Genomic DNA, 23,602 nt, shown 5'->3' with positions numbered 1-23,602 from the left:
GGGTCGTGCTCCCGACCGGGACGACCTGGTGGGGTGCGACGCCCCTCGTGGCGGTCTCCCTGCTCCTCCACCTCCTGCCCGGTGCCCTGCTGCTCGTCGCGGCTCGCGCCACCCCACGGATGGTCGTGGGTGCGGCGCCGGTGGTGTCCGCCGGCGTCGTGGGGGCGGCCGTGGCCTGGACCGCGTGGACGGGGGTGCGCTGGGGCGTCATTCCGCTCCTGCTGACCACGGTCGTGGCCGGCGGGCTGACGCTCCTGGTGGTGCGTGCCCTCGCCCGCTGGGGCCCGGTCCCCGCGGCCGACGGCGCGACCCCGTCGGCACCTGTCTCGCCGCCCGGCCAGCGATCGTTCCGGTGGGCCATGACATCCCTCGCCCCGGCCGTGGTGGCGATCGTCGGGTCCTGGTGGGTCCTCGTGCGCGGCATCCCCTCACCGAGCTCGCTGCAGCAGTCCCACGACGCCGGCTACCACGTCAACGCCCTGGCCAGGGTGCTCTCGACCGGCGACGCGGGGTGGTACTCCGTCGGGGCCACCTCGTCTCCGCTGTCGACCACCACGTTCTACCCGCCGGGGCTGCACGCCCACGCCGCCCTGGTGGCGCAGCTGGGCGGCGCGCACCCCGTGGTGGCGCTCAACGTCGTCGTCCTCGTCCTCGCGGCCGTGGTGTGGCCGGTCGGCATGATGCTCCTGGTCCGCGAGGTGGCAGGGCCCGACCCCGTGGCCCGGTGGGCCGTGGCCCTCGCGCTCCCGGTGACGCTGGTCTTTCCGACGCTGCTGCTGCACTTCGGGGTGCTGTGGTCCAACGCCGCAGGCGTGGCCCTCTCGCCCGGGCTGCTGGCCCTGATGGTGGCGGCCTGCGGCAGCAGTGCACGGCTCACGCGCAGGGCAGGCTGGTTCCTCGTCGCCGCGGGGGCCGGTCTGGGACTGGCGCTCGTCCACCCCTCGGCGGCGCTGAGCCTCCTCGTCCTCGGTGCCCCGATGCTCGTGCCGGCCGTATGGCGTCAGACGCGAGAGCTCACGCGACGCCACCCGCAGGCGCGCCGTGCAGCCACGTGGTGGCTCACCCTGGTGGTGCTCGTCGGCGTCGTGGGCGTGGTGGTCGTGGCCCGCACGCCCAACGTGCGGTCGCTGCTGGTCAGCCGGGCCCGCACGGTCACGGACCCCGGCGACGCCGTCCGCGAGGTGCTCACCCTCGGCACCCACCTGACGCCCGGCTGGCTGGTGCTGGCTCTGCTGGTCGCGGTCGGCGCGGTCCAGGCCGTACGCACGCGGCGGGCCTGGCTCGTGGTGGGCTACCTGCTCACCGCCACGATGTACGTCTTCGCGGCCTCGGCATCCTCCGGCTGGGGGACCCTGGTCACGGCGCTGTGGGACCGCGAGCCGTACCGCGTGGTCGCACCCCTCGCCGTGCCCGCGCTGGTGCTGGCCGGGCTCGGCGCCTCGTGCCTCGTCGGCCTGGGGGAGCGGCTCGTGCCCGCCCGCCCGCTCGTCGGCCGCGCTGCCCTCGCCGTCGTCGTCGGTCTGGCGATCACGGCCGGGATCCCCTCGGGGGCAGCCTCGTCCGAGCGCCTGGTGAGCCACAACTACGGTGACCAGCAGTGGTGGCGGACCGTGGTGTCCGAGCGTGAGGCGGCGCTCTACGAGCAAGTTCTGGGGGTGCGGCCGGACGGCCTGGCGGTGGCCGGCGACCCCTTCGGCGGTGGGCAGTGGGCGGGCGTGCTCAGCGGGCACCCGAGCGTCTTCACCCACTTCGGCGGGGTCCTCGGCGGCGACTACGACCTGCTGCGCCGGCACCTTCGTGAGATGACGCCGCAGGTGTGCCAGGCGGTGCGTGACCTGCACGTGGGCTATGTCGTCGAGGACACGGACCGGGTGTGGGACAACGACCCCCGCTATCCGCTGTATGCCGGGCTGCGCGGCCTCGCGGGGATCGGCGGGCTCGAGCCGATCGGTCAGGACGGGACGGTGACGGTCTATCGGATCACGGGGTGCGGTGCAGCCTCCTTTTAATCACGGTATATGGTGGGTTTAATCATCCCATTGTGCTGAGGAGACCCCTATGTCCGAGTCATCGTGCGGCTGCGGCTGCGGCCACGACGAGCCCACCACCGGCGCCTCTGGTGCTGCGACGGCCACCGCGGCGCCAGCGCGCTCGCTGCCCGTGGTCCCGGTCGAGGGGCTCCCGGAGCTCGACGCGACCGTGGTGCCGCACGCCATCCGGCACGGCGTGATCTTCGGCGGGCTCGAGTCGCTGGCCCCCGGCAACGGCCTGATCCTCGTGGCCCCGCACGACCCGCTGCCGCTGCTGGCCCAGGTCGAGCAGCGTTGGCCCGAGCGCTTCTCCGTGGACTACGTGCAGCGCGGGCCGCAGGTGTGGCGGCTGCGGTTCGTCCGCGTCGCCGCCTGATCCCCCTCGCTGGGTGGGGGATGCGGCGGCGGGCAACCGGTTTGCACCGCCCACCTATCCTGGAGAGCGTGCCTGACGAGTCCTCCCGCCGCAGCGACCAGCGACGCCGCGGGCGTCCGCCGGGGCGCCGACCGCGGGGCCGACGGGACGCCGACGCCCGCACGCCCGAGGAGCGCGAGGCCGCCCGGGCGCGGGGTCAGGAGCGCGAGGCCCGGCGTCGAGCGCTCGTCCCCGAGATCACCTATCCCGAGCAGCTGCCCGTCGTCGCCCGCAAGGACGACATCGCCGCCGCGATCCGCGACCACCAGGTGGTCGTCATCGCGGGCGAGACGGGGTCCGGCAAGACCACCCAGATCCCCAAGATCTGCCTGGAGCTGGGCCGCGGCATCCACGGCCTGATCGGCCACACCCAGCCGCGGCGCATCGCCGCCCGGTCCGTGGCCGAGCGCATCGCCGAGGAGCTGGGGCACCCGATCACGGGGGAGCGGACGGCCGACGAGGAGCGGCCCGTGGGCTACCAGGTGCGCTTCGGCGACCACTCGACCCGCGACACGCTCGTCAAGGTCATGACCGACGGCATCCTCCTCGCGGAGCTGCAGCGCGACCGGGACCTGCGCCGCTACGACACGATCATCATCGACGAGGCGCACGAGCGGTCGCTCAACATCGACTTCATCCTCGGCTACCTCAAGCAGCTGCTGCCGCGACGCCCGGACCTCAAGGTGATCATCACCTCGGCGACCATCGACCCCGAGCGGTTCGCGGAGCACTTCGCCTCCGCCGCAGGCGAACCCGCGCCGATCATCGAGGTGTCCGGTCGCACCTACCCGGTCGAGGTCCGCTACCGCCCCCTCGAGCGACTCTCTCTCGCAGGGGATCTGCTCGAGACGGTCGACCAGGTCACCGGGATCGTGGACGCCGTCGAGGAGCTGTGGACCGAGGCCGGGTCCGGCGACGGCTCGGACCAGGACGTCCTCGTCTTCTGCTCCGGGGAGCGCGAGATCCGTGACGCCGCCGACGCGCTCGAGGGGCTGGGCCTTCCGGGGACGGAGATCCTCCCGCTCTACGCCCGGCTGTCGAGCGCCGAGCAGCACCGCGTCTTCTCGCGGCACACCGGACGTCGCGTCGTGCTCGCGACCAACGTGGCCGAGACCTCGCTGACGGTCCCGGGGATCCGCTACGTCGTCGACACCGGCGTCGCCCGCGTCTCGCGCTACAGCCAGCGCACCAAGGTCCAGCGCCTGCCGATCGAGCCCATCTCGCAGGCCTCGGCGGCGCAGCGCGCCGGCCGCTGCGGACGCGTCTCCGACGGCATCTGCATCCGGCTCTACTCCGAGGAGGACTTCGACGCCAGAGCGGAGTTCACCGATCCCGAGATCCTGCGCACCAACCTCGCGTCGGTCATCCTGCAGATGATCTCCCTGGGGCTCGGCGACGTCGCGCGGTTCCCGTTCGTCGACCCGCCGGACTCGCGGCAGGTGACGGACGGGCTCAACCTGCTCCTCGAGATCGGCGCGATCGACGCTGCCTCCGCGGGACGCGACGCCGGGCGAGGCAGGGGGCTGACGGCATACGGCCGGTCCATCGCGGCCCTGCCCGTCGACCCGCGCCTGGCCCGCATGATCCTCGAGGCCAACGAGAACGGCTGCCTCGCAGAGGTGCTCGTCATCACGGCAGCCCTGTCGATCCAGGACCCGCGCGAGCGGCCCGTCGACAAGCAGGCCCAGGCCGACCAGCAGCACGCGAGGTTCAAGGACGAGCACAGCGACTTCATCACCTGGCTCAACCTGTGGAACTACCTCCGCGAGCAGCAGAAGGCCTTGAGCGGCAGCGCCTTTCGTCGGATGTGCAAGCAGGAGTACCTGCACTACCTGCGCATCCGCGAGTGGCAGGACCTGCACCTGCAGCTCAAGCAGGCGTGCAAGGCACTCCACCTCGAGCCCAACAAGAGCCCCGGGACGCCCGACGCGATCCACCAGGCGATGCTGTCAGGGCTGCTGTCCCACATCGGACTTCGCGATCCCGAGCGTCGCGAGTACGCCGGTGCCCGAGGTGCCCGTTTCGCCATCCAGCCCGGATCGGTGCTCCAGCGGCAGCAGCCGGACTGGGTCATGTCGGCCGAGCTCGTCGAGACCACCCGGCTGTGGGCGCGCACCAACGCGCGCATCGACCCGGCCTGGGCCGAGCGCCTCGGCTCGCACCTGGTCAAGCGGACGTATGCCGAACCCCACTGGGAGCGAAAGCGATCCGGAGCGGTCGCCCTGGAGCGCGTCACGCTCTACGGCATACCGCTCGTCGCGGGGCGCAAGGCCAGTCTCGGCCGCGTCGACCCGGTGCTGGCGCGCGAGCTGTTCATCCGGCACGCGCTCGTGGAGGGGGACTGGGACACCCGCCACCACTTCTTCCACGACAACCGGCGCCTGCTCAAGGAGGTCGCCGAGCTGGAGGAGCGCGCCCGGCGCCGCGACATCCTGGTCGACGACGACGAGCTGTTCGCGTTCTACGACGCCCGCATCCCCGAGTCCGTCGTGTCCGGGCGGCACTTCGACGCGTGGTGGAAGTCCGCGCGGCACGAGACGCCGGACCTGCTGACCTTCACCGAGGACGTGGTCGTCGCCGAGGGCGCCGACACGTCCGTCAGCGCCGACTACCCGCAGACCTGGCGTCAGGGCGAGCTGGAGCTGCGGCTGACCTACCAGTTCGAGCCGGGCGCGGACGCCGACGGTGTCACCTGCCACATCCCCGTCGAGGTCCTCAACCAGGTGCGCGACGAGGGCTTCGACTGGCTCGTGCCCGGGATGCGCGAGGAGCTGGCGACCGCCCTGATCAAGTCCTTGCCCAAGGCCACCCGCAAGCACTTCGTGCCCGCGCCGGACCACGCGAGAACCGCTCTGGCCCAGGCCGATCCGGCGTCGGGGCAGGACCTGGTCGACGAGCTCGCCGCCGCCCTGCGCAGCCGCACGGGGTTCGGCATACGGCCCGACGAGTGGGACTGGAGCAAGGTCCCGGACCACCTGCGCATGACCTTCCGCGTCGAGGACGCCCGGGGCAAGGCGCTCGGCGAGTCCAAGGAGCTGGAGTCGTTGCGGCGCCAGCTCGCCCCCACGGTCCGCCAGACCATGGCGTCCGCCGCGTCGTCGATCGAGCGAACTGGCCTGACCACGTGGGACTTCGAGGCGCTGCCGGCGACCTTCGAGCAGCGCGTCAAGGGCGGTCGGACGCTGCACGGCTATCCCGCCCTCGTCGACCGCGGCACCTCGGTGTCGGTGCAGGTGCTCGCCACCGAGCACGAGGCGGAGGTCGCGTCACGACTCGGCCTGCGGCGGCTCCTGCTGCTCGACATCACGCCGCCGTGGAAGCGGGTCCTCGCCGTCCTCACCAACCAGCAGAAGATCGCCCTCGGCCACAACCCGCACGGATCCGTCCCCGCCCTGCTCGACGACTGCCTCGCGGCGACCATCGACTCGATCGTCGCCGAGACACCCTCTCTGACGACCGGTGCCGCGGGGATCGTGCGGGACCAGGAGCAGTATGCCGAGGTGCTGCGCCGGGTCCGCCAGCTCGTGTCCGCCCGCGTCATCGAGATCATCGAGCAGGTGGAACCCATCCTCGTCGCGGCCCGTGAGGCCCGCCTCGCGCTGGACCGCCTCTCGCCGGCCGCGCGCGCCATGAAGGACGACATGACCCGCCAGCTCGAGGCGCTGATCCATCCTGGGTTCGTCGCCGAGACGGGTCGGGCGCGCCTGCGGCACCTGCAGCGCTACGTCCGCGCGATCGTCATACGGGCGCAGAAGGGGCCGGACGACCTGCGCCGGGACGACGAGCGGCAGGCCGTGGTGGCGACCGTGGAGCGGGAGCACGCCGACTTCCTCAAGAGCCTCAAGCCTGCGCGCGTCGACGCCCCGGACGTCGTCGAGATCCGGTGGATGATCGAGGAGCTGCGGGTGTCGCTCTTCGCCCAGTCGCTGGGGACGGCCCACCCGGTGAGCGAGCAGCGGATCTACAAGGCGATGGACGCGGCCGAGGCCCGCTGAGCGCGCCTGTGCCCGGCCCTCGGGCAGGCGAGAGCCGGGTGCTGGCGGGCTGGTGTCGGACCGCGGGGAACGAGGCAGGGCTCAGGCGACGGCCTCGTCGGGATCGGGCGGTGGCGCCGGTCTCCATCCGAACCCGACGCGCATGACGTGCCACCTCACCCTGCGCCCTCCCCTCGGGGCGGTGCTGTCGACGTGACCGGTGATGTGGTGCTGGTGGATGAACCGGTGGTGCGGGCCGCACAGCGAGGCCAGGTTGTCGAGGTTGGTCTCCCCGCCGTCGGCCCAGTGGACGATGCGGTGGTGGAGGTTCATCAGGCCGCTCGGTGCAGCCGCGTCGGGCCTACCATCCGCGGCTCGTCCCTCGCCGCTCCCGCCAGGCCCGCCACGACCCGACACGACTGCACCGAGCTGCCGGAGCTGGTCCGTCGCCGATGGCAGCTGGGTGGCAACGTGACGGTCGCGCAGCACGAGAGCAGACGCGCGGTGGCGGGCATCAGGGGGGTGCCGCGCTCGTCGGAGCCGGCGGTGGCGCCCTCGCCGGTGGCGTGGGTCAGCGACTCGATCGGCAGGATGAGGTGGACGCGGGCGTCCGTGCCCGTGGGACCCGTCGTGCCCATCCGGGCGACCAGCTGCGCGGCCTGGACGAGGGCGTCGGCGCGGCGCTGCCCGGGGGTGCGCAGGTCCGGCATGCCGTCGGACTGGGGGAGGGGAGCACCGAGCGCGTTGAAGAGGGCGTCGAGCACGACCTTGTCGGGCGTGTCGTAGGTCGCCTCGAACCGCCAGGTGCCGTCGGGCAGCTCGTGCCAGCCGGTGACGCCCCGGCGGGTGGCCTTGTCGAGCTCGTGGTCCTCGTCGCGGGCCGTGCCGAAGCGCGCGAGCATCTCGGTGCGGAACCGCCGGAGGCTGCTGCGGTTGAACCCCACCTGGGCGAGCTCGATGACGGCGTCGACGATGTCGGGGTGCATGGCCGGGTCGGTGGCGAGGCGCAGGTCGTCGAAGGTCCTCGCGGCCGTGATCGCGTCGCCTGGGCTGACCTCGCCCAACGCCATCGCGTCGCGGAGCGGAGCCAGCTCGCGCTGGCGCGCCTCGCGCACGGCGCGCGCGATCGTGTTGCGCTCGACCTCGGGGGTGGCCGCCTCGTGGTCGAGGAGCCACTGCGCGATGTTGCCCGACCCCGACGTGACCAGGAGCCCGCGAGCCTCGGCCTCCATCGTTGTGGCGGTGAGCAGCCCACGCGCGAGAGCCGTCACCTGCGAGGCCTCGCGGGCCAGGTCCCCGAGGTCCGCCTCCTGGACGAAGGCCAGGCCCTCACCGAGCGTGCGCAGCGCGGTGAGGGCCTCGGTGAGGACCCCTCTCGCGGTGACGACATCGGTGAAGTTCATCGCTCTATTCTATCGAGAGGGCGCCCGCCAAAAAGGGGAAGTCACCTGGATGCAGAAAATCTCACCGAGGGTCTAGAAGAATGACGGATGGTGGCGCCGTGACGCATTTCCTGGAGCTGTTGGTCTTTGGTGGGTGTCAGCGCTGGAACCTCCGGCGACCTGCTCTGACCGCGTCCTTCAAAGACGCACGGGTCAAGGGATGCGGGTCTCGGCGCCGATTTGGCAGCAAGGTTCTGAACGATGGCCTAGAGGTATTTCTAAGATGCCAGGTGAATCGTTCTTGTGGTAGCTGGGTCACGTCCGGGGTGACGACGTTGGCGGGGATCGATCATGACGCCAGCCAAGACCGCAAAGATTGTTTTGCAAACAGTCCTTTGCATGGCCGTATGGCGCCCTGAACGGCCTAACCGTTTCCGTCCCGTTGCCGGGTGAGATGGCCGATGCCAGGATCTCTGCTACTCACCGCATCCAGGCCGGGAGCCGGGTCGCACCGGAGCGACCAGCACCGGGCCGCGGCACGAAGGAGCACCGATGCGCACCACCCCCCTCCTGGCCACGACGCTCGCGGGTGCCCTGGCGCTCGGCGGCGCCGCCGCCACGGCCGGCACCGCTCACGCGGACCCGGCCCTGCCCACCCCCACCGAGCGCACCGTCACCGACGGCCGGACGACGTTCACCCAGGTGACCAACCCCGCCGGCGGCGCCGTCCTCAGCTATGTCCCGGGCGGCAGCGTGAAGCTGCTGCGGGTCACGACGGACGAGGCCGTCCTGGCGTTCAAGGACATGAACGCCAACGGCAGGCTGGACGTGTGGGAGGACTGGCGCCGCTCCACGAACGAGCGAGCCAAGGCCCTCGCCCAGGAGCTCACCATCCCGCAGGTCGCCGGGCTCATGCTCTTCAGCTCCCACGAGCGCGACGCCGCCGCCGGGCTGACCGACCCCCAGCGCACGTACCTCGGCGTGGACCACCTGCGCAACGTCCTCAACGCCAGCTCCAACGACGTCAAGGCGACCGTCACCTGGGTCAACCAGGTGCAGGCCTACGCCGAGACCCGGGCCAGGAGCGGCCTGCCCTACGTGCCGGTCAACTTCTCCTCGGATCCCCGCTCCACGGCGGCCAACGACTCGGCATACAACGCCGCGGGCAGCGACATCTCCCGCTGGCCGTCCAACCTCGGCCTGGCGGCGACCTTCTCCCCCAAGACGATGCTGGACTTCGCGAGCACCTCCTCCGAGGAGTACCGCGCCATGGGCATCACGACCGCCCTCGGGCCGCAGATCGACCTCGCGACCGAGCCCCGCTGGCTGCGCGTCGACGGCACCTTCGGCGAGAACGCCGCGCTCGCGTCGACCATGGCCAAGGCCTACGTCGAGGGCTCGCAGAACACCTACGACCTCTACGGCCACCCGACAGGCTGGGGCGAGGACTCGATCAACACGATGATCAAGCACTGGCCGGGGGACGGGGCCGGCGAGGCGGGTCGTGAGTCGCACCTCAACGCCGGCAAGTATGCCGTCTACCCCGGCAACAACTGGGCCGAGCACCTCAAGCCCTTCCAGGCGGCGAGCGACGCGACGGCCGTGATGAGCAGCTACTCGATCGCCATCGCCAAGGACGGCTCGCCCCTGACGGGCAACCGGGTGGGCTCGGCCTACGACAAGGTCAAGATCGACCTGGCCCGCAACGCCGGCTACGACGGCGTCATCTGCACCGACTGGGGCGTCACGCGCGGCTACACCGACCCGAACTCGCCGTTCGGCATGGCCTGGGGCATGGAGAAGGCCTCGGTCAACGAGCGGCACTACGCCGTGCTGCGCGCGGGGCTGGACATGTTCGGCGGCAACAACGACACGGTCCCCGTCCTCGCTGCGCACGCCATGTGGCAGAAGGACTTCGAGGCCGGCAAGGTCCCGGTCAGCGCGGACGTGCGGTTCCGGCAGTCGGGGGAGCGGATCCTGCGGATGCTCTTCGCCCCCGGCCTGTTCGAGAACCCCTACCTCGACCTGTCGAGGTCGCAGGCCACGGTCGCGAGCAAGGACAAGCAGATGCGCGGCATCGCGGCCCAGCTCGACTCCGTCGTGATGCTCAAGAACGCCCGCCGCACGGTCAAGAAGTCGTCGCTGGCGTCCTTCAAGAACAAGACCGTCTACATCCCCAGCACCATCGCCCACGGCTTCCCGAGCGTGTTCTCGCAGGCCACGACCGACGTGGTCGGGCCGACCATGGACGTCGACACCGCCAAGCGCTACTTCAAGAAGGTCCTGACCGACACCCCGGTGCTGGACGCATCCGGCAAGGTCGTGGACTACACGCTGCCCGACCTGTCGTCCGTGGACCTGGTCCTCGCCGGCCTGCGCGGACCGGACAACGGCGACAACTTCACCGGTGCCGGCATGAACAAAAACGGCAGCTTCTACCCGCTGTCCCTGCAGTGGCGTCCCTACACCGCGACGGGCCCGCACGTGCGCCGCACCTCCATCGCCGGTGACCTGCGCGAGGACGGCACGCAGGAGAACCGCTCGTACTACGGCGCCACGTCCAAGATCGGCAACGAGCGCGACCTCACCGCCGTGCTGCGGGCCGCGGACGCCGTCCGGGCGGTCGAGCGCCGGACGGGCCGTCACATCCCGATCATCGCGAGCGTCAAGGCCAAGACGAGCTTCATCCCCGCGGAGTTCGAGCGCCGGGTCGACGCCATCCTCGTGGGCTACTCCGTCAGCGACCAGGCTCTGATCGAGACGGCGCTCGGCCAGCACGAGCCGCGGGGCCGCCTTCCCATGACCAGCCCCAAGGACATGGACGCGGTCGAGGCCCAGCTGGAGGACGTCGGCGAGGACATGACCCCCTACCGCGACTCGATGGGCAACACCTACTCCTTCGGCTTCGGCCTCGGGTGGAAGGGCGTGATCGACCGCCGTCGCTGAGCAGGCGCCGACCAAGAGCCCACGCGCACGGGATCGTCAGCGGACCTCGACGATCCCGTGCGCGCCGCTCTCGGCGCGGCTCATCATGTGGTTGACGAAGGGGTAGTGGCCGGCCTCGGGGAAGGTCATCTCGACGAACCCGCCCTGTGCGGCGCCGAGGTCGAGCGCCTGGGACCCGCCGGGCGCGTCGGGCTCGCCGGGCGCGGCGCGCAGCAACCACGCGCCCTCCTTGAACGCCCGGTCGAACTGCGCGCCCACGACGTGGAAGGTCGTCGGCTCGTCCGGACCCACGTCGAGCACCCAGAACCGCACCCGCTCACCGACCTTCGCCGTGAGGGGGCGGGCGTCATACTGCCCGCTGGTGCCGTTGAAGACGACGGCGTCGGGCTGGTGGGCGGCGATCTTGGCGGGGTCCGCGGGCTCGCTGCCCGCCCCCAGGTAGAGCTCGGACTGGACGACGAGGTACTCCTTGTCGACCCTGGGCAGGCCGGGCGGGTCGATGATCACCGCGCCCGCCATGCCGGCGGCGATGTGCACGGACATGGGCATCGTGGAGCAGTGGTACATCCAGATGCCGGAGCGCGTCGCCGTGAAGCGGTAGACGAGGCTCTCCCCGGGCTGGATCGTGCGCATCGGCCCGTCCGGGGCCAGGGCCCCGGCGTGGAAGTCGATGGAGTGGCCGATCGTGCCCTGGTTGACCAGGGTGATCTCGAACCGGTCGCCGACCTTGCCTCGTATGGCGGGGCCGGGCGCCTGGCCGTTGAACGTCCACATGCGCCGGGTGACGCCAGGCCCGACCGGCAGGTCGACGTCCTGGGCCCGCAGGGTGATCCGGTGGAGCGTGGCCGCGGGCGCGGGCGGGAGGGTCGCGTCCCGGGCCGTGAAGCCGGCGGGGAAGGTGCCGTGGAGGTCGACCTCCGGGCTGACCGCGCCTCCGGCCGCGTGACCGCCGTGGCCACCCCCGGCGAGAGCCCCGGCCACGCCGGGCGCGGCGGCCACTTCGTCGCCGCCGGTCGTGCGGACGTGAAAGACCATGCCCATCTGCCGGTGCCCGACGATGGAGCACCAGCCCTCGACGGACCGGCCCACGACGCCCACGTCCATCCTGGCGCTCTGTCCGCGCGCGAGGCGCCCGGACTGCTCGCCGGTCTCGAGGGTGAGGTCGTGCACGTCGGCGTCGGTGTTGGTGACGGTGATGACGAGCCGGTCGCCGGGGTTCACCGTCACGGTGTCGGGGGTGAAGCGCATCCCCTGGGCCGTGACGGTGGCGTCGACGGTCCGGCCGGTGGGGGTCACGCCACCCGCGGCGTCGCTGCGGAACACCGCGGCGGGGTCCATGGCGACACCGCCGGCCACGGCCAGCAGCACCGCCGCGAGCCCGGCGACGAGGCCACCGAGGGGGCGACCGCGCTCGCGCTCGTGGCTCGGCGTCGGCGCCCCGTCGGCGCGCCGCTCGGGGAGCGGCAGGGCGCGGGTGAGCTCGGGGTGGGTGCGCAGGCGGTGGGCCACGACGGCGGCCCGGACGAGCAGCGGGGGCGTGAAGCAGAGCGCCACGAGCACGAGCACCGAGGCGGTGACCCGCACCAGGCTCGGGACGGGCAGCAGGCAGACCAGCAGGCCGAGCGAGGTCACCGTCACCCGCCAGGCGCCGAAGCGCTGGGTGATGGAGGTGGTGTGCCGCACCGCGGCCGGGCCCCCGCCGAGCATGACCGGCAGGAGATAGGACAGGGCGCCGAACAGCACCTGCGCCACGAACCCGACGGCGAACGAGGACACCACCAGCCCGAGGTCGTCGTGCACCCGCGCCACCCGCGGCGTGCGGACCACGAGCCACACCAGCTGGCCGAGGGCGACGAGGAGCCACACCATCCCCGCGCCCACCGACCAGGCCGAGAACTGCCACGGCGGCTTGCGGACGGCCGTCCGCACCAGGGGGATCAGCAGGGTGACGGTGCCGGCGGCATACAGGACGAGTCCGGCCGCGACCACCCAGGTGAGCCCGAGGACCGACCCGGCGACCGTCACGACGATCGCGCCCAGCAGGATCGGCAGCACGGCCGCGAAGGTGCGCTCCGAGCCCTCCTCGAGGCGGGTCCGCAGCATGGTGGGCCACAGCGTGACCAGCGTGCCGAGGATGGTCAGACCGACGAACCCCAGCAGGTTGAGGGCCAGGTGCGCAAGGACCAGCCGGGACTGCCACTCGTCCGAGCGACCCGCCGCCATGAACGCCCCGAGGGCCGCCCCGACCGGGAGGAGCAGGCACGCGGCGGTGTAGTAGGTGATCGTGCGGCGGAAGCGGTTGGACAGGGAGCGACGGGCTCGGACGCCGAGCGCGACGCCGTGCCAGGCGAGGACGCCACCCACGACGACGGCCCCGGCGACGGTCGTCCGCAGCTGGCCGCCGACCACGCCCGCGCTCACCCCGACGACGCCCACGTTGAGCAGGATCTGGCGCACCACCTGGTGCTGGGTCTCGGTGGCGGTCGCGGGCCGTCGCACGAGCGCACCGGTGAAGTGCCAGGTCCACGTGACGATGGCGTTGCTGACGGCACCGAGCAGCAGGAAGTGGACCAGCATCCACCGCGAGCCGGGCACGAAGCGGTGCACCACGGAGATGACGGCCGCCGCCACGAGCCAGGCCAGGACCGGCAGGAAGGACCGGACGTGCCAGCGGGCGCGGTCCGAGAAGCCCTGGGGGCCGGGGCCGTTCGTCGGGGTGCCCGGGGTGTCCGGGGTGTCCGGGGTCTGCGGGGTCTCCGGGCGGCGGCCGCCGGGCGTGAGCAGGCTCATGACGAGGTCCTCCGTGGAGCGGTGACGACCAGCGCGACCGCGCCGGCGAGAAAGAGCAGGACGGCGGCGACGTTGCCCACGCCCCCGCCGGCGCGTAGCGCCTGGTGACCGAGCAGGTCGCCGCGGACGACGCGGACGAGCAGGGTGAGGTGCAGCAGCCCGGCTCCGACGTAGAGCAGGGGGTTGTAGGGCAGGGGGCGCCGCAGGACGGCGGGGAGGATGACCGGGGCGTGGGCCATGATCATCGACATCGTGAAGCCAAGGAAGGCCGCGTGGACGACGGCGTCGTAGGCCGGGCCCTCGGTGATCGCGCCGTGGACGACCCACAGCGCGCCGGTCACCGCGAGCCAGGCGTAACCCGCCAGCAGGCACACCGCGACGTAGCGGGGGAGGCCGGAGCCGCGGACCGTGCGTCGGGCGACGTCGTGGCGGACGAGCCAGACGCCCAGCGCCAGGACGGTCACCCCGACGAGGCGGTGGCCGGGTCCGGGGGCGAGGAGCGCGGTGGCGGCGCTGACGGCATACAGCAGGGAGATGGTCACGAGCTGGGCCGGCACGCGGGGCTGCAGCATGGCGAGGCGGGCCAGCTCGAGGCGCTCGCCGGCGATGGTCAGGACGACGAAGCCGACGAGCCAGGTGAGGGACAGGGAGACGGGGGCTCCCGCGAGGAGCAGCATCGCGGCCCCGGCGGCGAGGACCGCCCCGAGCGCCTGGACGGCCACCGACGGGTCGTGGGACCGCGCGTGGAGGGGGACGTAGACCGCGCTCAGCGCGAGGGTGCCGGCGAGCAGCAGCGCCGTCCCGACGTCCCGAGGGACGGGGGTGAGCAGGGCGAGCGCCCCGAGGCCGAGCAGGACCGGAGCGGCGAGTCCCCAGGTGCGTCGCAGGGCCACCGCCCGCTCGAGGGCGATGACCGTACCGACGAACCCCAGGACCATGAGGTGACCGTGCACGGACGGCAGCCGCTCGGAGCCGACGGGAGCCGGGACCCGCAGGAGGATCAGGGCCGCGTCGAGGCCCGCGAGCAGCGCCAGCCCGGCGGGGAGCAGGAGCGGCAGCCGGGGGACGCGTAGCGCGGCTGCCTCCTGCGGATTTATCACAGGTCGAAGTGTAGTAAATCGATCGGGCCCGCCCGGACCGGGGGTCGGCGGTGGCGGCGACTGGGCTCACAGGGGAGACATAGGCAGGGCACACCGCTCTGCGAGCCGCCGGGACCAACGTGGGGTCCACGCACACGCCCCCCGACGCCACGCTCGCCGGCCCGTCGTCCACCAGGAGCCAACCATGACCACCGCCACCGCCAAGATCGCTGCGACCGCCGTGGCCGCCGTCGCCCTCGCCGCCTCCCCGGGGATGGTCGCGACCGGCCTCGCCGCCGCCCGGACCTCCGACGGCACCACCGTCGTCGACAGCTCGACCATAGCCTCGTCGACCGAGGGCCAGACCGACCAGACCGACCAGACCGGCCAGCCGACCTGGGCCAGGCACCACGGGTACGGCTACGGGCACGGCTACGGCTACGGCGGCTACGCGTACGGGAGCGACGGCTACGGCCAGTCCTCCGGCCAGGGGACCGGCTCGTCCGACCTGAGCCAGGCCGCGGACGGCTCGACGATCTCGGGGACCGAGGTCGCCTCGATGAAGGGGGTCGTCATGGTGGACACCGTGCTGCCTGACGGCAGAGGCGCCGGCACGGGGATGATCCTCACCGCCGACGGTGAGGTGCTCACCAACTATCACGTCGTCGAGGGGTCCACCTCGATCACCGTCACCGATACCACGACCGGCCGGAAGTACTCCGCGTCGGTCGTGGGTCACGACGCGGCGCACGACGTCGCGGTGCTGCGGCTCTCGGGCGCGAGCGGGCTGTCCACGGTCACGGTCGACCGGTCGCCGGCGCAGGTCGGCCAGAGCGTGGTCGCGGTCGGGCAGGGCGGCGGCCAGGGTTCCATCTACCGGGTCACCGGCTCCGTCACGGCTCTGGACCAGTCCATCACCGCGCAGGACGAGACCTCCGTGGGCTCCGGGGAGCAGCTCACCGGGCTCATCCGGACGACGGCGGACGTCGTGCCCGGCTACTCGGGCGGTCCGCTGATGGACACGTCCGGCCGCGTGATCGGCATCGACACGGCGGCGACCTCCAGCGGGGACATCGACGGGTATGCCGTGCCGATCTCCCAGGCGCTCGCCATCGCCGACCAGATCACGGCGGGCGTCCGGTCCGAGGACGTGCACGTGGGGGCGCGGGCGGCCCTGGGCGTGCAGGTGACCGACGTGACGGCCGGGGGCTACGGCGGCTCTCGGGGGGCGACCGGTATGCCGTCCGGCGCCGCCGTGGCCGACGTGGTCGCCGGAGGGGCCGCCGCCGCGGCCGGCATCACCGCGGGGTCGACCATCACCGCCGTCGACGGGGACACCGTCACCAGCGGCACCGACCTGAGCGAGGACCTGTCCGACGAGTACCCGGGCACCCGCGTCACCGTGACGTGGACCGACCCCTCGGGCACGACCCGCTCGACGAGCGTCACCCTCGGCACCAGCACGGTCGCCTGACGCCTCGGAATGTGCTCGGCGTGACGGGCGTTGCCCTGGGGGAGAAGGCCGCTCCCGACGCGATGACGGGGAGCGGAGCACCGAGCCAGACCGGCCGATCAGCCAGATCAGCCAGACCAGCAGGAGGCACACCGTGCAGGACCCCACGGGTCTCTACCGCTTCGAGACCGACTGCGACCCCACGCACATGCGTGCGTCGTCGCTGGTCGTCGCGATGGGCGCGTTCATCGACGCCGGTCACACCGGCAAGCTCATCTCCGACCACCTGCTGGGCGCGCTCGACCACTCCGTCGTGGCGTCCTTCGACGTCGACCAGATGCTCGACTACCGCGGGCGCCGGCCGCTGATGACCTTCGACCGGGACCGCTACACGACCTACGACGACCCGGCGATCGTGCTCTACCGCGTCCTGGACGTCGACGGCACGCCCTTCCTGCTGCTGACGGGTCCCGAGCCGGACTACCAGTGGGAGCGCATGACCGAGGCGGTGCGCGGGCTGGTGCGGACCTTCGGCGTCTCCTTGACCGTGAGCGTCCACGGGATCCCCATGGGGGTGCCGCACACCCGCCCCATCGGCCTGACCGCCCACGCCTCCGACGGGGCGCTCATCCCCGACAACAACCCCGTCTTCGGCGAGGTGCAGGTGCCGGCGTCGTTCGCCTCGCTGCTGGAGCTGCGGCTGGGTGAGTCCGGCTACGACTCCGTCGGGTTCAGCGTGCATGTCCCGCACTACCTCGCCCAGACCGACTTCGCGGACGCGGCGCTGACCGGCCTGCGGGCCGTGTCGGGCGCGACGGGGCTGGCCCTGCCGACGGCCGAGCTGGCCGCCGTGGCCGGCGCCAACCGCGAGGCCATCGACTCCGAGATCGGCGACAACGAGGAGGTCGTCCAGGTGGTGCGTGCCCTCGAGGGGCAGTACGACCAGTGGACCCGCGGCCTCGACAAGCCCACCCTCCTGGCCCCGAGCATCGGCGAGCTGCCGACGGCCGACGAGATCGGTGCGGAGTTCGAGCAGTTCCTGCGCACCCACAGCGACGGCGAGGCCTGAGGCTCGACCTGACCCTCAGGCCTTGGCCTCGGACCACCGACGCACGACGCTGACGTCCGCCACGAAGCGGACCCGGTCGGTGCCCGTCCACCGCCGCGCCGCCTCGTCGAGGCTGCGGTGGACGAGCGCCACCGTCTCGTCCGCGTGCTCGGCCGCGACGTGCACGAGCAGCTCGTCGTGCAGGCACAGCACGATCTCGGCGCCGAGGGCCCGTCCACCGGCGCGCACCGTCGCGGCCCACGCCTTGAACAGCTCGGCCGCCGCCCCCTGGATCACCGCGTTGCGGGCGAACCTGCCGCGGCCCGCGAGCTGCGCCTCCGACAGCGGTCCCTGCCACATGGGCACCCTGCGCCCGCCCCAGGTCACCACGGGGTCGCCCCGCACACCCGCGTCGTAGGCCCGGTGCAGGTAGGTCATGGCCGTCGGGTAGGCGCGGTCCAGCCGCTTGAGCGCCTCGCCCGCCGAGCCCGACGTCTGGCCGTACATCGCGGCCAGGACGGCGATCTTGGCGATCGGTCGCTCGACGCCCAGCTCGGCGCCGACGGGGGAGTAGAGGTCGGCCGCCTGGCTGGCGTCGGCGAAGGACGGATCCCGCGCCACCGCCGCCAGCACCCGCGGCTCGATCTGGCCGAGGTCGGCGCGCACCAGCACGTGCCCCGGGTGCGCCGCGACGGCGGGTCTCAGCTCGGCGGGCAGGTTGTGCAGGCCGTTGGCGGCGGTCATCCGGCCGGCTCCGCCGTCGCAGGCCGTCCACCCGCCCCGGAGCCGGTCGTCCTCGCCGACGTGGGTGGCGAGCCAGTGCCAGCCGTAGGTCGTGGCGATCCGCTCGGCCTTGCGCCAGGTCAGGAGGGCCTCGACGACGGGGTGCGAGGCCCGGTGGGCGTCCAGCGTCCACTTCCGGGTGTTGTCGACGTGGACCCCCACCGAGGCGAGCATCTCCTTGACCTGCACGGGATTTCGCAGGTCGGTGCGCTCCCGGCCGGGCACGTGCACGAGGACGGCGCGGTCCCGCTCGGCTCGTATGGCGCTCGCCTGCGGCTCGTCGCGAGGGCGTGGTCCGGCGGCCGCCGTGATGAGCGAGGTCGCCGCCTCGCGGTCCATGGGCAGGCCGTGGACCTCGAGCTCGACGCAGAGCAGCGCCGCCGCCGACTCCGACAGGGCGGTGCCGAGCAGGCGCCGGGCGTCGCGCGGGCTGCCCCCCGCGTCCGGCACCCGGGGCGCCTGCTCGACCAGGTCGTGCTGCTGCTCGGCAGCGGTCAGCGCGGCTCGTGCCCACGCCGCGAGGCGGTCGGGGGTCGACGTCCAGGTGCCCTGCACCGCGTCCGCGCGCAGGTAGCCCTCGGCCGTCGTCAGTGACTCCGGGTCGAGCTGGGCGGCGGGGGAGACGAGCGCGAACAGGTCCGGCTCGGCGACCTGCGGCAGGCCGTGGGGGTCCAGCCCGCGGAGGTGGGCCCAGACGGTGCCGGGGTCGGCCGCGAAGCCGCCCGCCAGCACGCGGTGCACCTCCGCGACGTCCCAGCAGCGCGCCAGGTGCAGCCCCGCGGCGACGAGCGGCCGCGCGTCGTGACCGGCCTGCCACCAGACCCACCGGGGCCGGCGGTCCTCCTCGAGGCGTCGCAGCTGCGGCACGAGCCGGTCCACGGGGCAGGCCGGCACGACGATCGCGCCGGAGCGGTCGACGACCACGCCGTGGCCACCGGCGACGGCGAGGCCGAGGAGGCCCAGCGCCTCGACCGGCACGATCAGGCCGCGGCGAGCTGGCGCTGCACCCGGCCGAGCATGCCGGCCATGCCGCCCAGCCGGAGCGGGGACACCGTGCCGCCGAGGCCCAGGCGCAGGGGCAGGTCGGCGGGCAGCCCGAGCACCCGCTCGAGCGGGGCGCCGTCGACGGCCTCGTGCAGGATCGCCGCGAGGGCGCGGGTGGCCGCGGCTGAGGGCGGCGCGTCGACATACAGCCGGACGACCCCCTCCTCGACCCGGGCCAGGACGTGGACGGGAGACTGGCACTCCTCGACCCGCTCGAACCCCGGGTCGCCCTGGAGCCGATCGGGCGGGGCCGGGAGGTCGTCGGCGAGCTCCTGGAGCAGGTCCATGCGCTCGCTCGGCGTCAGCGCCGCGAGGTCCTCGACGAGCTCCGCCACGGCGTCGGGCAGTCCGGAGGTGTCGGACGGGGTGGTGTCGGGTATGTCGCTCACCGACCCAGTGTGCGTCACCGCGCTCCTCCCGGGAGCGCGGCCCGCCATCGCCACAGACAGGAAGGACTGCCCGTGGGCATCTTCGACAGGATCACCGGCTCCGTCATCAACAAGGCCATCGGTCAGCACACCACCGACCCCGCCACCGGCGACTCGCGGCTCAACGGACCGGTCGAGGAGTTCGTGCAGAAGCTCCTCGACGTGGGCGTGGACGGCGCCGGGCCGGTGGACGGCGCGGCCAAGGTCGCGGACAAGGCCCTGCGCGGACGCAGCCCGGAGCAGGCCGTCGGGGAGATCGTCAAGGACCACAAGCGGATCGCGGCCACAGGCGGTTTCGTCACCGGTCTCGGCGGCTTCATCACGATGCCCGTCGCCCTGCCCGCCAACGTCGTCGAGTTCTACCTCACCGCCACCCGCATGGTCGCGTCGATCGCACGCGTGCGGGGCTACGACATCGCCAAGCCCGAGGTCCGCTCGGCCATCCTGATGACGCTCGTCGGGGCCGACGCCGACGACGACCTGCTGCGTCGCGCCGGCGTGCTCACCTCCGGCCGGCTCTCGAGCCTCGCGACCCAGCACCTCCCGGCCTCGGCCGTGATGATGATCAACAAGGGCGTCGGCTTCCGCCTCATCTCGACGCTGGGGCAGAAGGGCTTCGCCAAGGTGGTCGGCAAGGGCCTGCCGCTCGTGGGCGGCGTCGTGGGTGGCGGCATGGACTACTACCTCCTCGGCAAGATCGCCTCCAACGCCAAGCAGCAGTTCCCGGCCACCGCGGCCTGACCCACCAGCACCGACGGCGGCCCGCGTGGGGGAATCCCCGCGCGGGCCCGTTCGTTGGCAGGGGTAGCACGCCCCCGTCCGACCCAGGAGGTCGCATGAGCTTCCGAGCATCCCGTCCCACGTCCCGCTGGGCGTCCGTGTGGTCCCTTGGCCAGGCCGTCCGCACGGCGAGCCGCCCGGGGTCGCCCAGCATGGCCACCCGGATCCAGTCCCTCCCGCGCCTGGTGCGAGCGGTCACGTCGGGTTCCTACACCGGCACCTCGCGCGGGCAGCTGCTGGCGCTCGCCGCGGCCCTGGTCTACGTCGTGAGCCCGCTGGATCTCGTCCCCGAGGGCCTGTTCTCCGTCCTCGGCCTCGGTGACGACGCGTTCGTCCTGGCCTGGGCCGCCGCCCAGCTCGTCAGCTCCACCGAGGACTTCCTGCACTGGGAGCGTGGCGGGCGTCGCGGTCCGCGTCCGGGCGATCCCGCCCCGGTGACCGTCGACGGGCGCGTCGTGCGCTGACGACGACTGTCCACAGGCCTCGTCCTTGGACGCGTCAATCCGCGCTCTGTCCACAGGCGCCCCGACCACTCCTGGTCGGGGCGCCTCGCGGCGTCCAGGGTCGGACCATGACGTCCTTCCCCCAGACCTCCGCCCCGTTCCCCAGCAGCCCCGCCGACGCCCCCGTCACGTCCGTGCGCGACAGCAGCCAGCTGGTGGCGACGCTGCCCTATCTCCTCGGCTTCCACCCCACCGAGAGCCTCGTGGTGCTCGGCCTCGTCCCGTCCTCGACCGGGCGGCTCTGCGTCGGACCGTGCGCGCGGATCGACCTCCCGCCGGTGGGCACCCCGGCCGCGACCCTCTGGGACGCCGTCCACGGCCGTATGGCGCGGCACAGCCGCCATCTCGTGGTCGTCGGCTACGTGCCCGGCAGCGGTGACCGGGACGACCCGGCCTCGGCGTGGGGCTGCGAGCTGCTCGACGAGATCCTGGTGCTGGCCGGGCGGGCCGACGTGGAGGTGGTCGACGCGGTCGTCGTCGGCGCGACGGGATGGTGGTCGCTGCTGGCCCCGGACTCGGCGTGCCGTCCCTCGCGGCTGCAGCCCCTGCCGGACCCGAGCCAGGTGGAGGCCGTCGCGGACCTCGTGCTGGCCGGCTCGGCTCCCTTCGCCGACCGCGACGCGGCGCTCGCCCGGGTCCGGGCCGCGCCCGAGGACGACCGGTGCCGCGACGTGCGGGACGCCCTGGCCGGCGGGGGGCGCCCCCCGCGAGCCGCCGCCGGTGAGCAGTCTGGCTGGGCCCATGTGGGGCCGGGGCTGGACGCGTGGGCCCGCCTGCTCGGGTGGGCTCAGGCGTCCGAGCACGCGCCGGCGATGGCGTCGCAGGACGAGTGGTCCGCCCAGGACCTGGCCGCGGCCGTGACGGTGATCCAGGACAAGGCGGTGAGGGACGCCGTCCTGGCCTGGTCCGCCCCCGGCATGATCCCGGCTGCGCTCCTGCCGCACGAGCTGCGTGACCGGTGCCTGCGTGCCCTGGGGCGTCCGGTGCGGTGGGGGTCGGCCGACCGTGAGCGCCGTGAGGTGCTGCAGGAGCGCCTCCTGCTGGTCGCGAGGGTCGTCCCGCCCGAGCACGCCGCGGGGGTGCTGACGATCGCCGGCGTCGTCGCGTGGTCCCTGGGCGACCACATGATCGCCGCCGCGGCGCTGCGACGGGCGCTCGCGGTGGAGCCCGGGCACACGATGGCGAGGCTCGTCCTGCCCGCGGTCGAGCGCCTGGCGGTCTACTCCGAGGTGATCGGCCACGGCAGGGACGACCGTGACGCCCGCGGTGGTCAGGCCGGCCGCAACGCCCACGACGTCCAGCACCGCCACGACGTCCAGCACCGTCACGACGCCCAGCGCCCTCACGACGCCCAGCACCGTCACGACGCCGATCACAGGGGTGCGCACGGCGCCGGGCCCATGGGATAGGTTCGGGGCCATCGTCGCTCGGCCCCACCTGCCCGGAGGATTGTCATGACCATCGTCGTCGGCCTGGTCGCCACGCCCGAGGGGCGGGCCGCTCTCGCCCGCGCCGCCCAGGAGGCCGTCATCCGCTCCGTGCCCCTGGTGCTCGTCGAGACCGGGCGGCCCGCGCCGGACGCCGAGAGCGCGGCGGCGATGGAGACGGTGGTGGCCGAGCTCACGGCCGAGGTGTCCGCGGCCGGGCTGGGTCTGGAGCGTCGGACCCCGGGTGGCAAAGACCTCGCCGAGCAGCTGGTGGGCGTGGCGGACGAGGTCGACGCCAGCTGCCTGGTGATCGGCCTGCGGCGTCGCTCGCCGGTCGGCAAGCTCATCCTCGGGTCGAGCGCCCAGCGGATCCTGCTCGACGCCACCTGCCCCGTGCTCACCGTCAAGCCGCTGACCCGCTGACCGCACGAGACGCTGACCGCTGATGACCGATCCGCCGGCGTCGGGCAGGTCACGGTCGGTGAGGACGGCCCGTTCGACGGGCTTTCGTCGCGGCAAGGTCGCCGGTCGACTTATAATGGTGGTGAAGCGCACCGGAGGCCATGGTCAGCCCCCCGCAGATCCTGCCACGACAGGCTGCACCAGCCCAGAGCGCAACCGCCGTCCCGTGGCTCCCACGCACTCGTCCTCCGACGACCGATGGTTCCACGCGCCCACGTCATGCGACGAAAGGTTGTTGTGACCACCCTACCCAATGCCGCCTCCCTGCCCCCGGAGTTCGCACACCCCTCCCTGCAGGCCCTGCTCCAGCTCGGTGCCACCCACGGCTCGATCGACTCCCAGCAGCTGGGCGCCGCCCTGAGCGAGGTCGCCCTGGAGCCCCGCCGGATGAAGGCCGTCCTGCGGGCCATCGACGCCGCCGGCATCACGGTCACCCTGGACCCCGACCACGCCCGGGCCGTCGCCGCGTCCGCGGGGGGTCGGACCAGCTCCACCCGCAAGGCCGCCGCCAAGAAGGCCCCGGCCAAGAAGGCCGCCGCCCCGACGCCCTCCACCGACGCGTCCGCCGACGCACCGGCCACCAAGACTGCGACCAAGACCACCGGCACCGCCAAGGCCGCACAGTCCGCACAGGCCGCCAAGTCAGCCAAGGCGACGCCCGCCAAGAAGGCTGCCAAGGCCACCGCGGCGGGCGCCGCCAAGACCGCCGCCGCCAAGGTCGAGGAGCCGACGGGCGTCGCGGACGAGGGCCCGGCCTCCCTGGACGACGTCGAGGACGTCGTCGTGGAGGACGTCGCCGTGGACGACGTAGTGACCGCCGGCGCGCCGACCGAAGACGCCCCCGACGCCGACGACGAGGGCGCCGTCGACCCCAAGGCGCCGCAGGGCGCTGCCGCAGCGGCCCGCGCCAAGGGCGCGAAGAAGGACGACGAGGAGGAGACTGACGGCGGTTTCGTCTACCGCGAGGACGACGAGGACGACGCCCCGCCGCAGCAGGTCGTGACGGCGGGAGCCACCGCCGACCCGGTCAAGGACTACCTCAAGCAGATCGGCAAGGT

At 73.0% G+C, this 23,602-nt stretch carries 16 protein-coding genes and 1 pseudogene; 11 read left to right on the top strand and 6 right to left on the bottom strand.

Features of this window, described 5'->3' with window-relative positions; genetic code table 11:
* Positions 1 to 5: 5 nt before the first annotated feature.
* The 3 genes from B2P18_RS11480 to hrpA all read left to right on the top strand — a co-directional run bounded on the left by B2P18_RS11480 (position 6) and on the right by hrpA (position 6,440).
* Entirely contained in the window at positions 6 to 2,009 is a 2,004-nt protein-coding gene (locus B2P18_RS11480; RefSeq protein WP_286959593.1) for a DUF6541 family protein, read from the top strand.
* 49 nt (positions 2,010 to 2,058) lie between these two features.
* The gene (locus tag B2P18_RS11475) at positions 2,059 to 2,406 is read left to right on the top strand and encodes a DUF2249 domain-containing protein (RefSeq protein WP_029212269.1); all 348 of its coding nucleotides are present in this window, start codon (positions 2,059 to 2,061) and stop codon (positions 2,404 to 2,406) included.
* A 68-nt stretch (positions 2,407 to 2,474) separates the two neighbouring features.
* The gene (hrpA, locus tag B2P18_RS11470; RefSeq protein ID WP_286959589.1) at positions 2,475 to 6,440 is read left to right on the top strand and encodes an ATP-dependent RNA helicase HrpA; all 3,966 of its coding nucleotides are present in this window, start codon (positions 2,475 to 2,477) and stop codon (positions 6,438 to 6,440) included.
* 81 nt (positions 6,441 to 6,521) lie between these two features.
* Here hrpA and B2P18_RS11465 read toward each other — a convergent pair whose 3' ends face one another.
* Both B2P18_RS11465 and B2P18_RS11460 read right to left on the bottom strand, forming a co-directional pair.
* Positions 6,522 to 6,752 (bottom strand): HNH endonuclease signature motif containing protein, encoded by a 231-nt coding sequence (locus B2P18_RS11465; RefSeq protein ID WP_286959587.1) that lies wholly within the window; start codon positions 6,750 to 6,752, stop codon positions 6,522 to 6,524.
* Positions 6,752 to 7,822 carry a DUF222 domain-containing protein gene (locus B2P18_RS11460; RefSeq protein WP_286959583.1) on the bottom strand — a complete coding sequence of 357 codons (1,071 nt, stop codon included), beginning with the start codon at positions 7,820 to 7,822 and terminating at the stop codon, positions 6,752 to 6,754. The genes B2P18_RS11465 and B2P18_RS11460 overlap by 1 nt, the downstream gene beginning before the upstream one ends.
* Before the next feature lie 531 nt (positions 7,823 to 8,353).
* Between B2P18_RS11460 and B2P18_RS11455 the strand changes: the two genes are divergently transcribed.
* The gene (locus B2P18_RS11455) at positions 8,354 to 10,747 is read left to right on the top strand and encodes a glycoside hydrolase family 3 N-terminal domain-containing protein (RefSeq protein ID WP_286959578.1); all 2,394 of its coding nucleotides are present in this window, start codon (positions 8,354 to 8,356) and stop codon (positions 10,745 to 10,747) included.
* A 36-nt stretch (positions 10,748 to 10,783) separates the two neighbouring features.
* Here B2P18_RS11455 and B2P18_RS11450 read toward each other — a convergent pair whose 3' ends face one another.
* The gene (locus B2P18_RS11450) at positions 10,784 to 13,537 is read right to left on the bottom strand and encodes a multicopper oxidase domain-containing protein (protein WP_286959576.1); all 2,754 of its coding nucleotides are present in this window, start codon (positions 13,535 to 13,537) and stop codon (positions 10,784 to 10,786) included.
* Positions 13,534 to 14,637, bottom strand: a complete 1,104-nt coding sequence (locus tag B2P18_RS11445; protein WP_286959571.1) for a hypothetical protein — start codon at positions 14,635 to 14,637, stop codon at positions 13,534 to 13,536. The genes B2P18_RS11450 and B2P18_RS11445 overlap by 4 nt, the downstream gene beginning before the upstream one ends.
* A 184-nt stretch (positions 14,638 to 14,821) precedes the next feature.
* On the opposite strand from B2P18_RS11445, the gene B2P18_RS11440 reads away from it, so the two are divergent.
* Both B2P18_RS11440 and B2P18_RS11435 read left to right on the top strand, forming a co-directional pair.
* Positions 14,822 to 16,090 carry a S1C family serine protease gene (locus B2P18_RS11440; RefSeq protein WP_286959565.1) on the top strand — a complete coding sequence of 423 codons (1,269 nt, stop codon included), beginning with the start codon at positions 14,822 to 14,824 and terminating at the stop codon, positions 16,088 to 16,090.
* 133 nt (positions 16,091 to 16,223) lie between these two features.
* Positions 16,224 to 17,138, top strand: coding sequence for a PAC2 family protein (locus B2P18_RS11435; RefSeq protein ID WP_029211461.1), 915 nt, complete (start codon positions 16,224 to 16,226; stop codon positions 17,136 to 17,138).
* 15 nt (positions 17,139 to 17,153) lie between these two features.
* On the opposite strand, the gene B2P18_RS11430 is transcribed toward B2P18_RS11435, so the two are convergent.
* The gene (locus tag B2P18_RS11430) at positions 17,154 to 18,878 is read right to left on the bottom strand and encodes a DNA polymerase (protein WP_029211460.1); all 1,725 of its coding nucleotides are present in this window, start codon (positions 18,876 to 18,878) and stop codon (positions 17,154 to 17,156) included.
* Between the two features lie 2 nt (positions 18,879 to 18,880).
* Positions 18,881 to 19,333: a SufE family protein gene (locus tag B2P18_RS11425; protein ID WP_286959554.1), complete on the bottom strand. Its 453-nt coding sequence runs from the start codon at positions 19,331 to 19,333 to the stop codon at positions 18,881 to 18,883.
* Positions 19,334 to 19,405: 72 nt separating this feature from the next.
* Between B2P18_RS11425 and B2P18_RS11420 the strand changes: the two genes are divergently transcribed.
* The 5 genes and pseudogenes from B2P18_RS11420 to B2P18_RS11400 all read left to right on the top strand — a co-directional run.
* Complete coding sequence (locus B2P18_RS11420; protein ID WP_286959552.1) at positions 19,406 to 20,113, top strand: EcsC family protein; 708 nt, start codon at positions 19,406 to 19,408, stop codon at positions 20,111 to 20,113.
* Between the two features lie 95 nt (positions 20,114 to 20,208).
* The gene (locus tag B2P18_RS11415; RefSeq protein WP_029211457.1) at positions 20,209 to 20,616 is read left to right on the top strand and encodes a YkvA family protein; all 408 of its coding nucleotides are present in this window, start codon (positions 20,209 to 20,211) and stop codon (positions 20,614 to 20,616) included.
* A gap of 107 nt (positions 20,617 to 20,723) precedes the next feature.
* Entirely contained in the window at positions 20,724 to 22,064 is a 1,341-nt protein-coding gene (locus tag B2P18_RS11410; RefSeq protein ID WP_286959549.1) for a DUF4192 domain-containing protein, read from the top strand.
* A 45-nt stretch (positions 22,065 to 22,109) separates the two neighbouring features.
* A complete protein-coding gene (locus B2P18_RS11405; RefSeq protein WP_029211455.1) occupies positions 22,110 to 22,505 on the top strand; it encodes a universal stress protein in 396 nt (131 codons plus the stop codon).
* A gap of 276 nt (positions 22,506 to 22,781) precedes the next feature.
* Positions 22,782 to 23,602, top strand: a pseudogene (locus tag B2P18_RS11400) (RNA polymerase sigma factor); the annotation flags it as partial.

This window comes from Arsenicicoccus sp. UBA2120 (genome assembly GCF_002330965.1).
In the GTDB taxonomy this organism is placed as follows: domain Bacteria; phylum Actinomycetota; class Actinomycetes; order Actinomycetales; family Dermatophilaceae; genus Arsenicicoccus; species Arsenicicoccus bolidensis.
The sequence above is the reverse complement of the archived record's forward strand: the minus strand, read 5'-3'. Positions and strand labels throughout refer to the sequence as shown.

Coding starts and splice junctions, on each gene's coding strand:
- B2P18_RS11475 (WP_029212269.1), top strand. CDS start 2,059: ATGTCCGAGTCATCGTGCGGCTGCGGCTGCGGCCACGACGAGCCCACC.
- B2P18_RS11440 (WP_286959565.1), top strand. CDS start 14,822: ATGACCACCGCCACCGCCAAGATCGCTGCGACCGCCGTGGCCGCCGTC.
- B2P18_RS11415 (WP_029211457.1), top strand. CDS start 20,209: ATGAGCTTCCGAGCATCCCGTCCCACGTCCCGCTGGGCGTCCGTGTGG.
- B2P18_RS11460 (WP_286959583.1), bottom strand. CDS start 7,822: ATGAACTTCACCGATGTCGTCACCGCGAGAGGGGTCCTCACCGAGGCC.
- B2P18_RS11410 (WP_286959549.1), top strand. CDS start 20,724: ATGACGTCCTTCCCCCAGACCTCCGCCCCGTTCCCCAGCAGCCCCGCC.
- B2P18_RS11450 (WP_286959576.1), bottom strand. CDS start 13,537: ATGAGCCTGCTCACGCCCGGCGGCCGCCGCCCGGAGACCCCGCAGACC.
- B2P18_RS11465 (WP_286959587.1), bottom strand. CDS start 6,752: ATGAACCTCCACCACCGCATCGTCCACTGGGCCGACGGCGGGGAGACC.
- B2P18_RS11455 (WP_286959578.1), top strand. CDS start 8,354: ATGCGCACCACCCCCCTCCTGGCCACGACGCTCGCGGGTGCCCTGGCG.
- B2P18_RS11405 (WP_029211455.1), top strand. CDS start 22,110: ATGACCATCGTCGTCGGCCTGGTCGCCACGCCCGAGGGGCGGGCCGCT.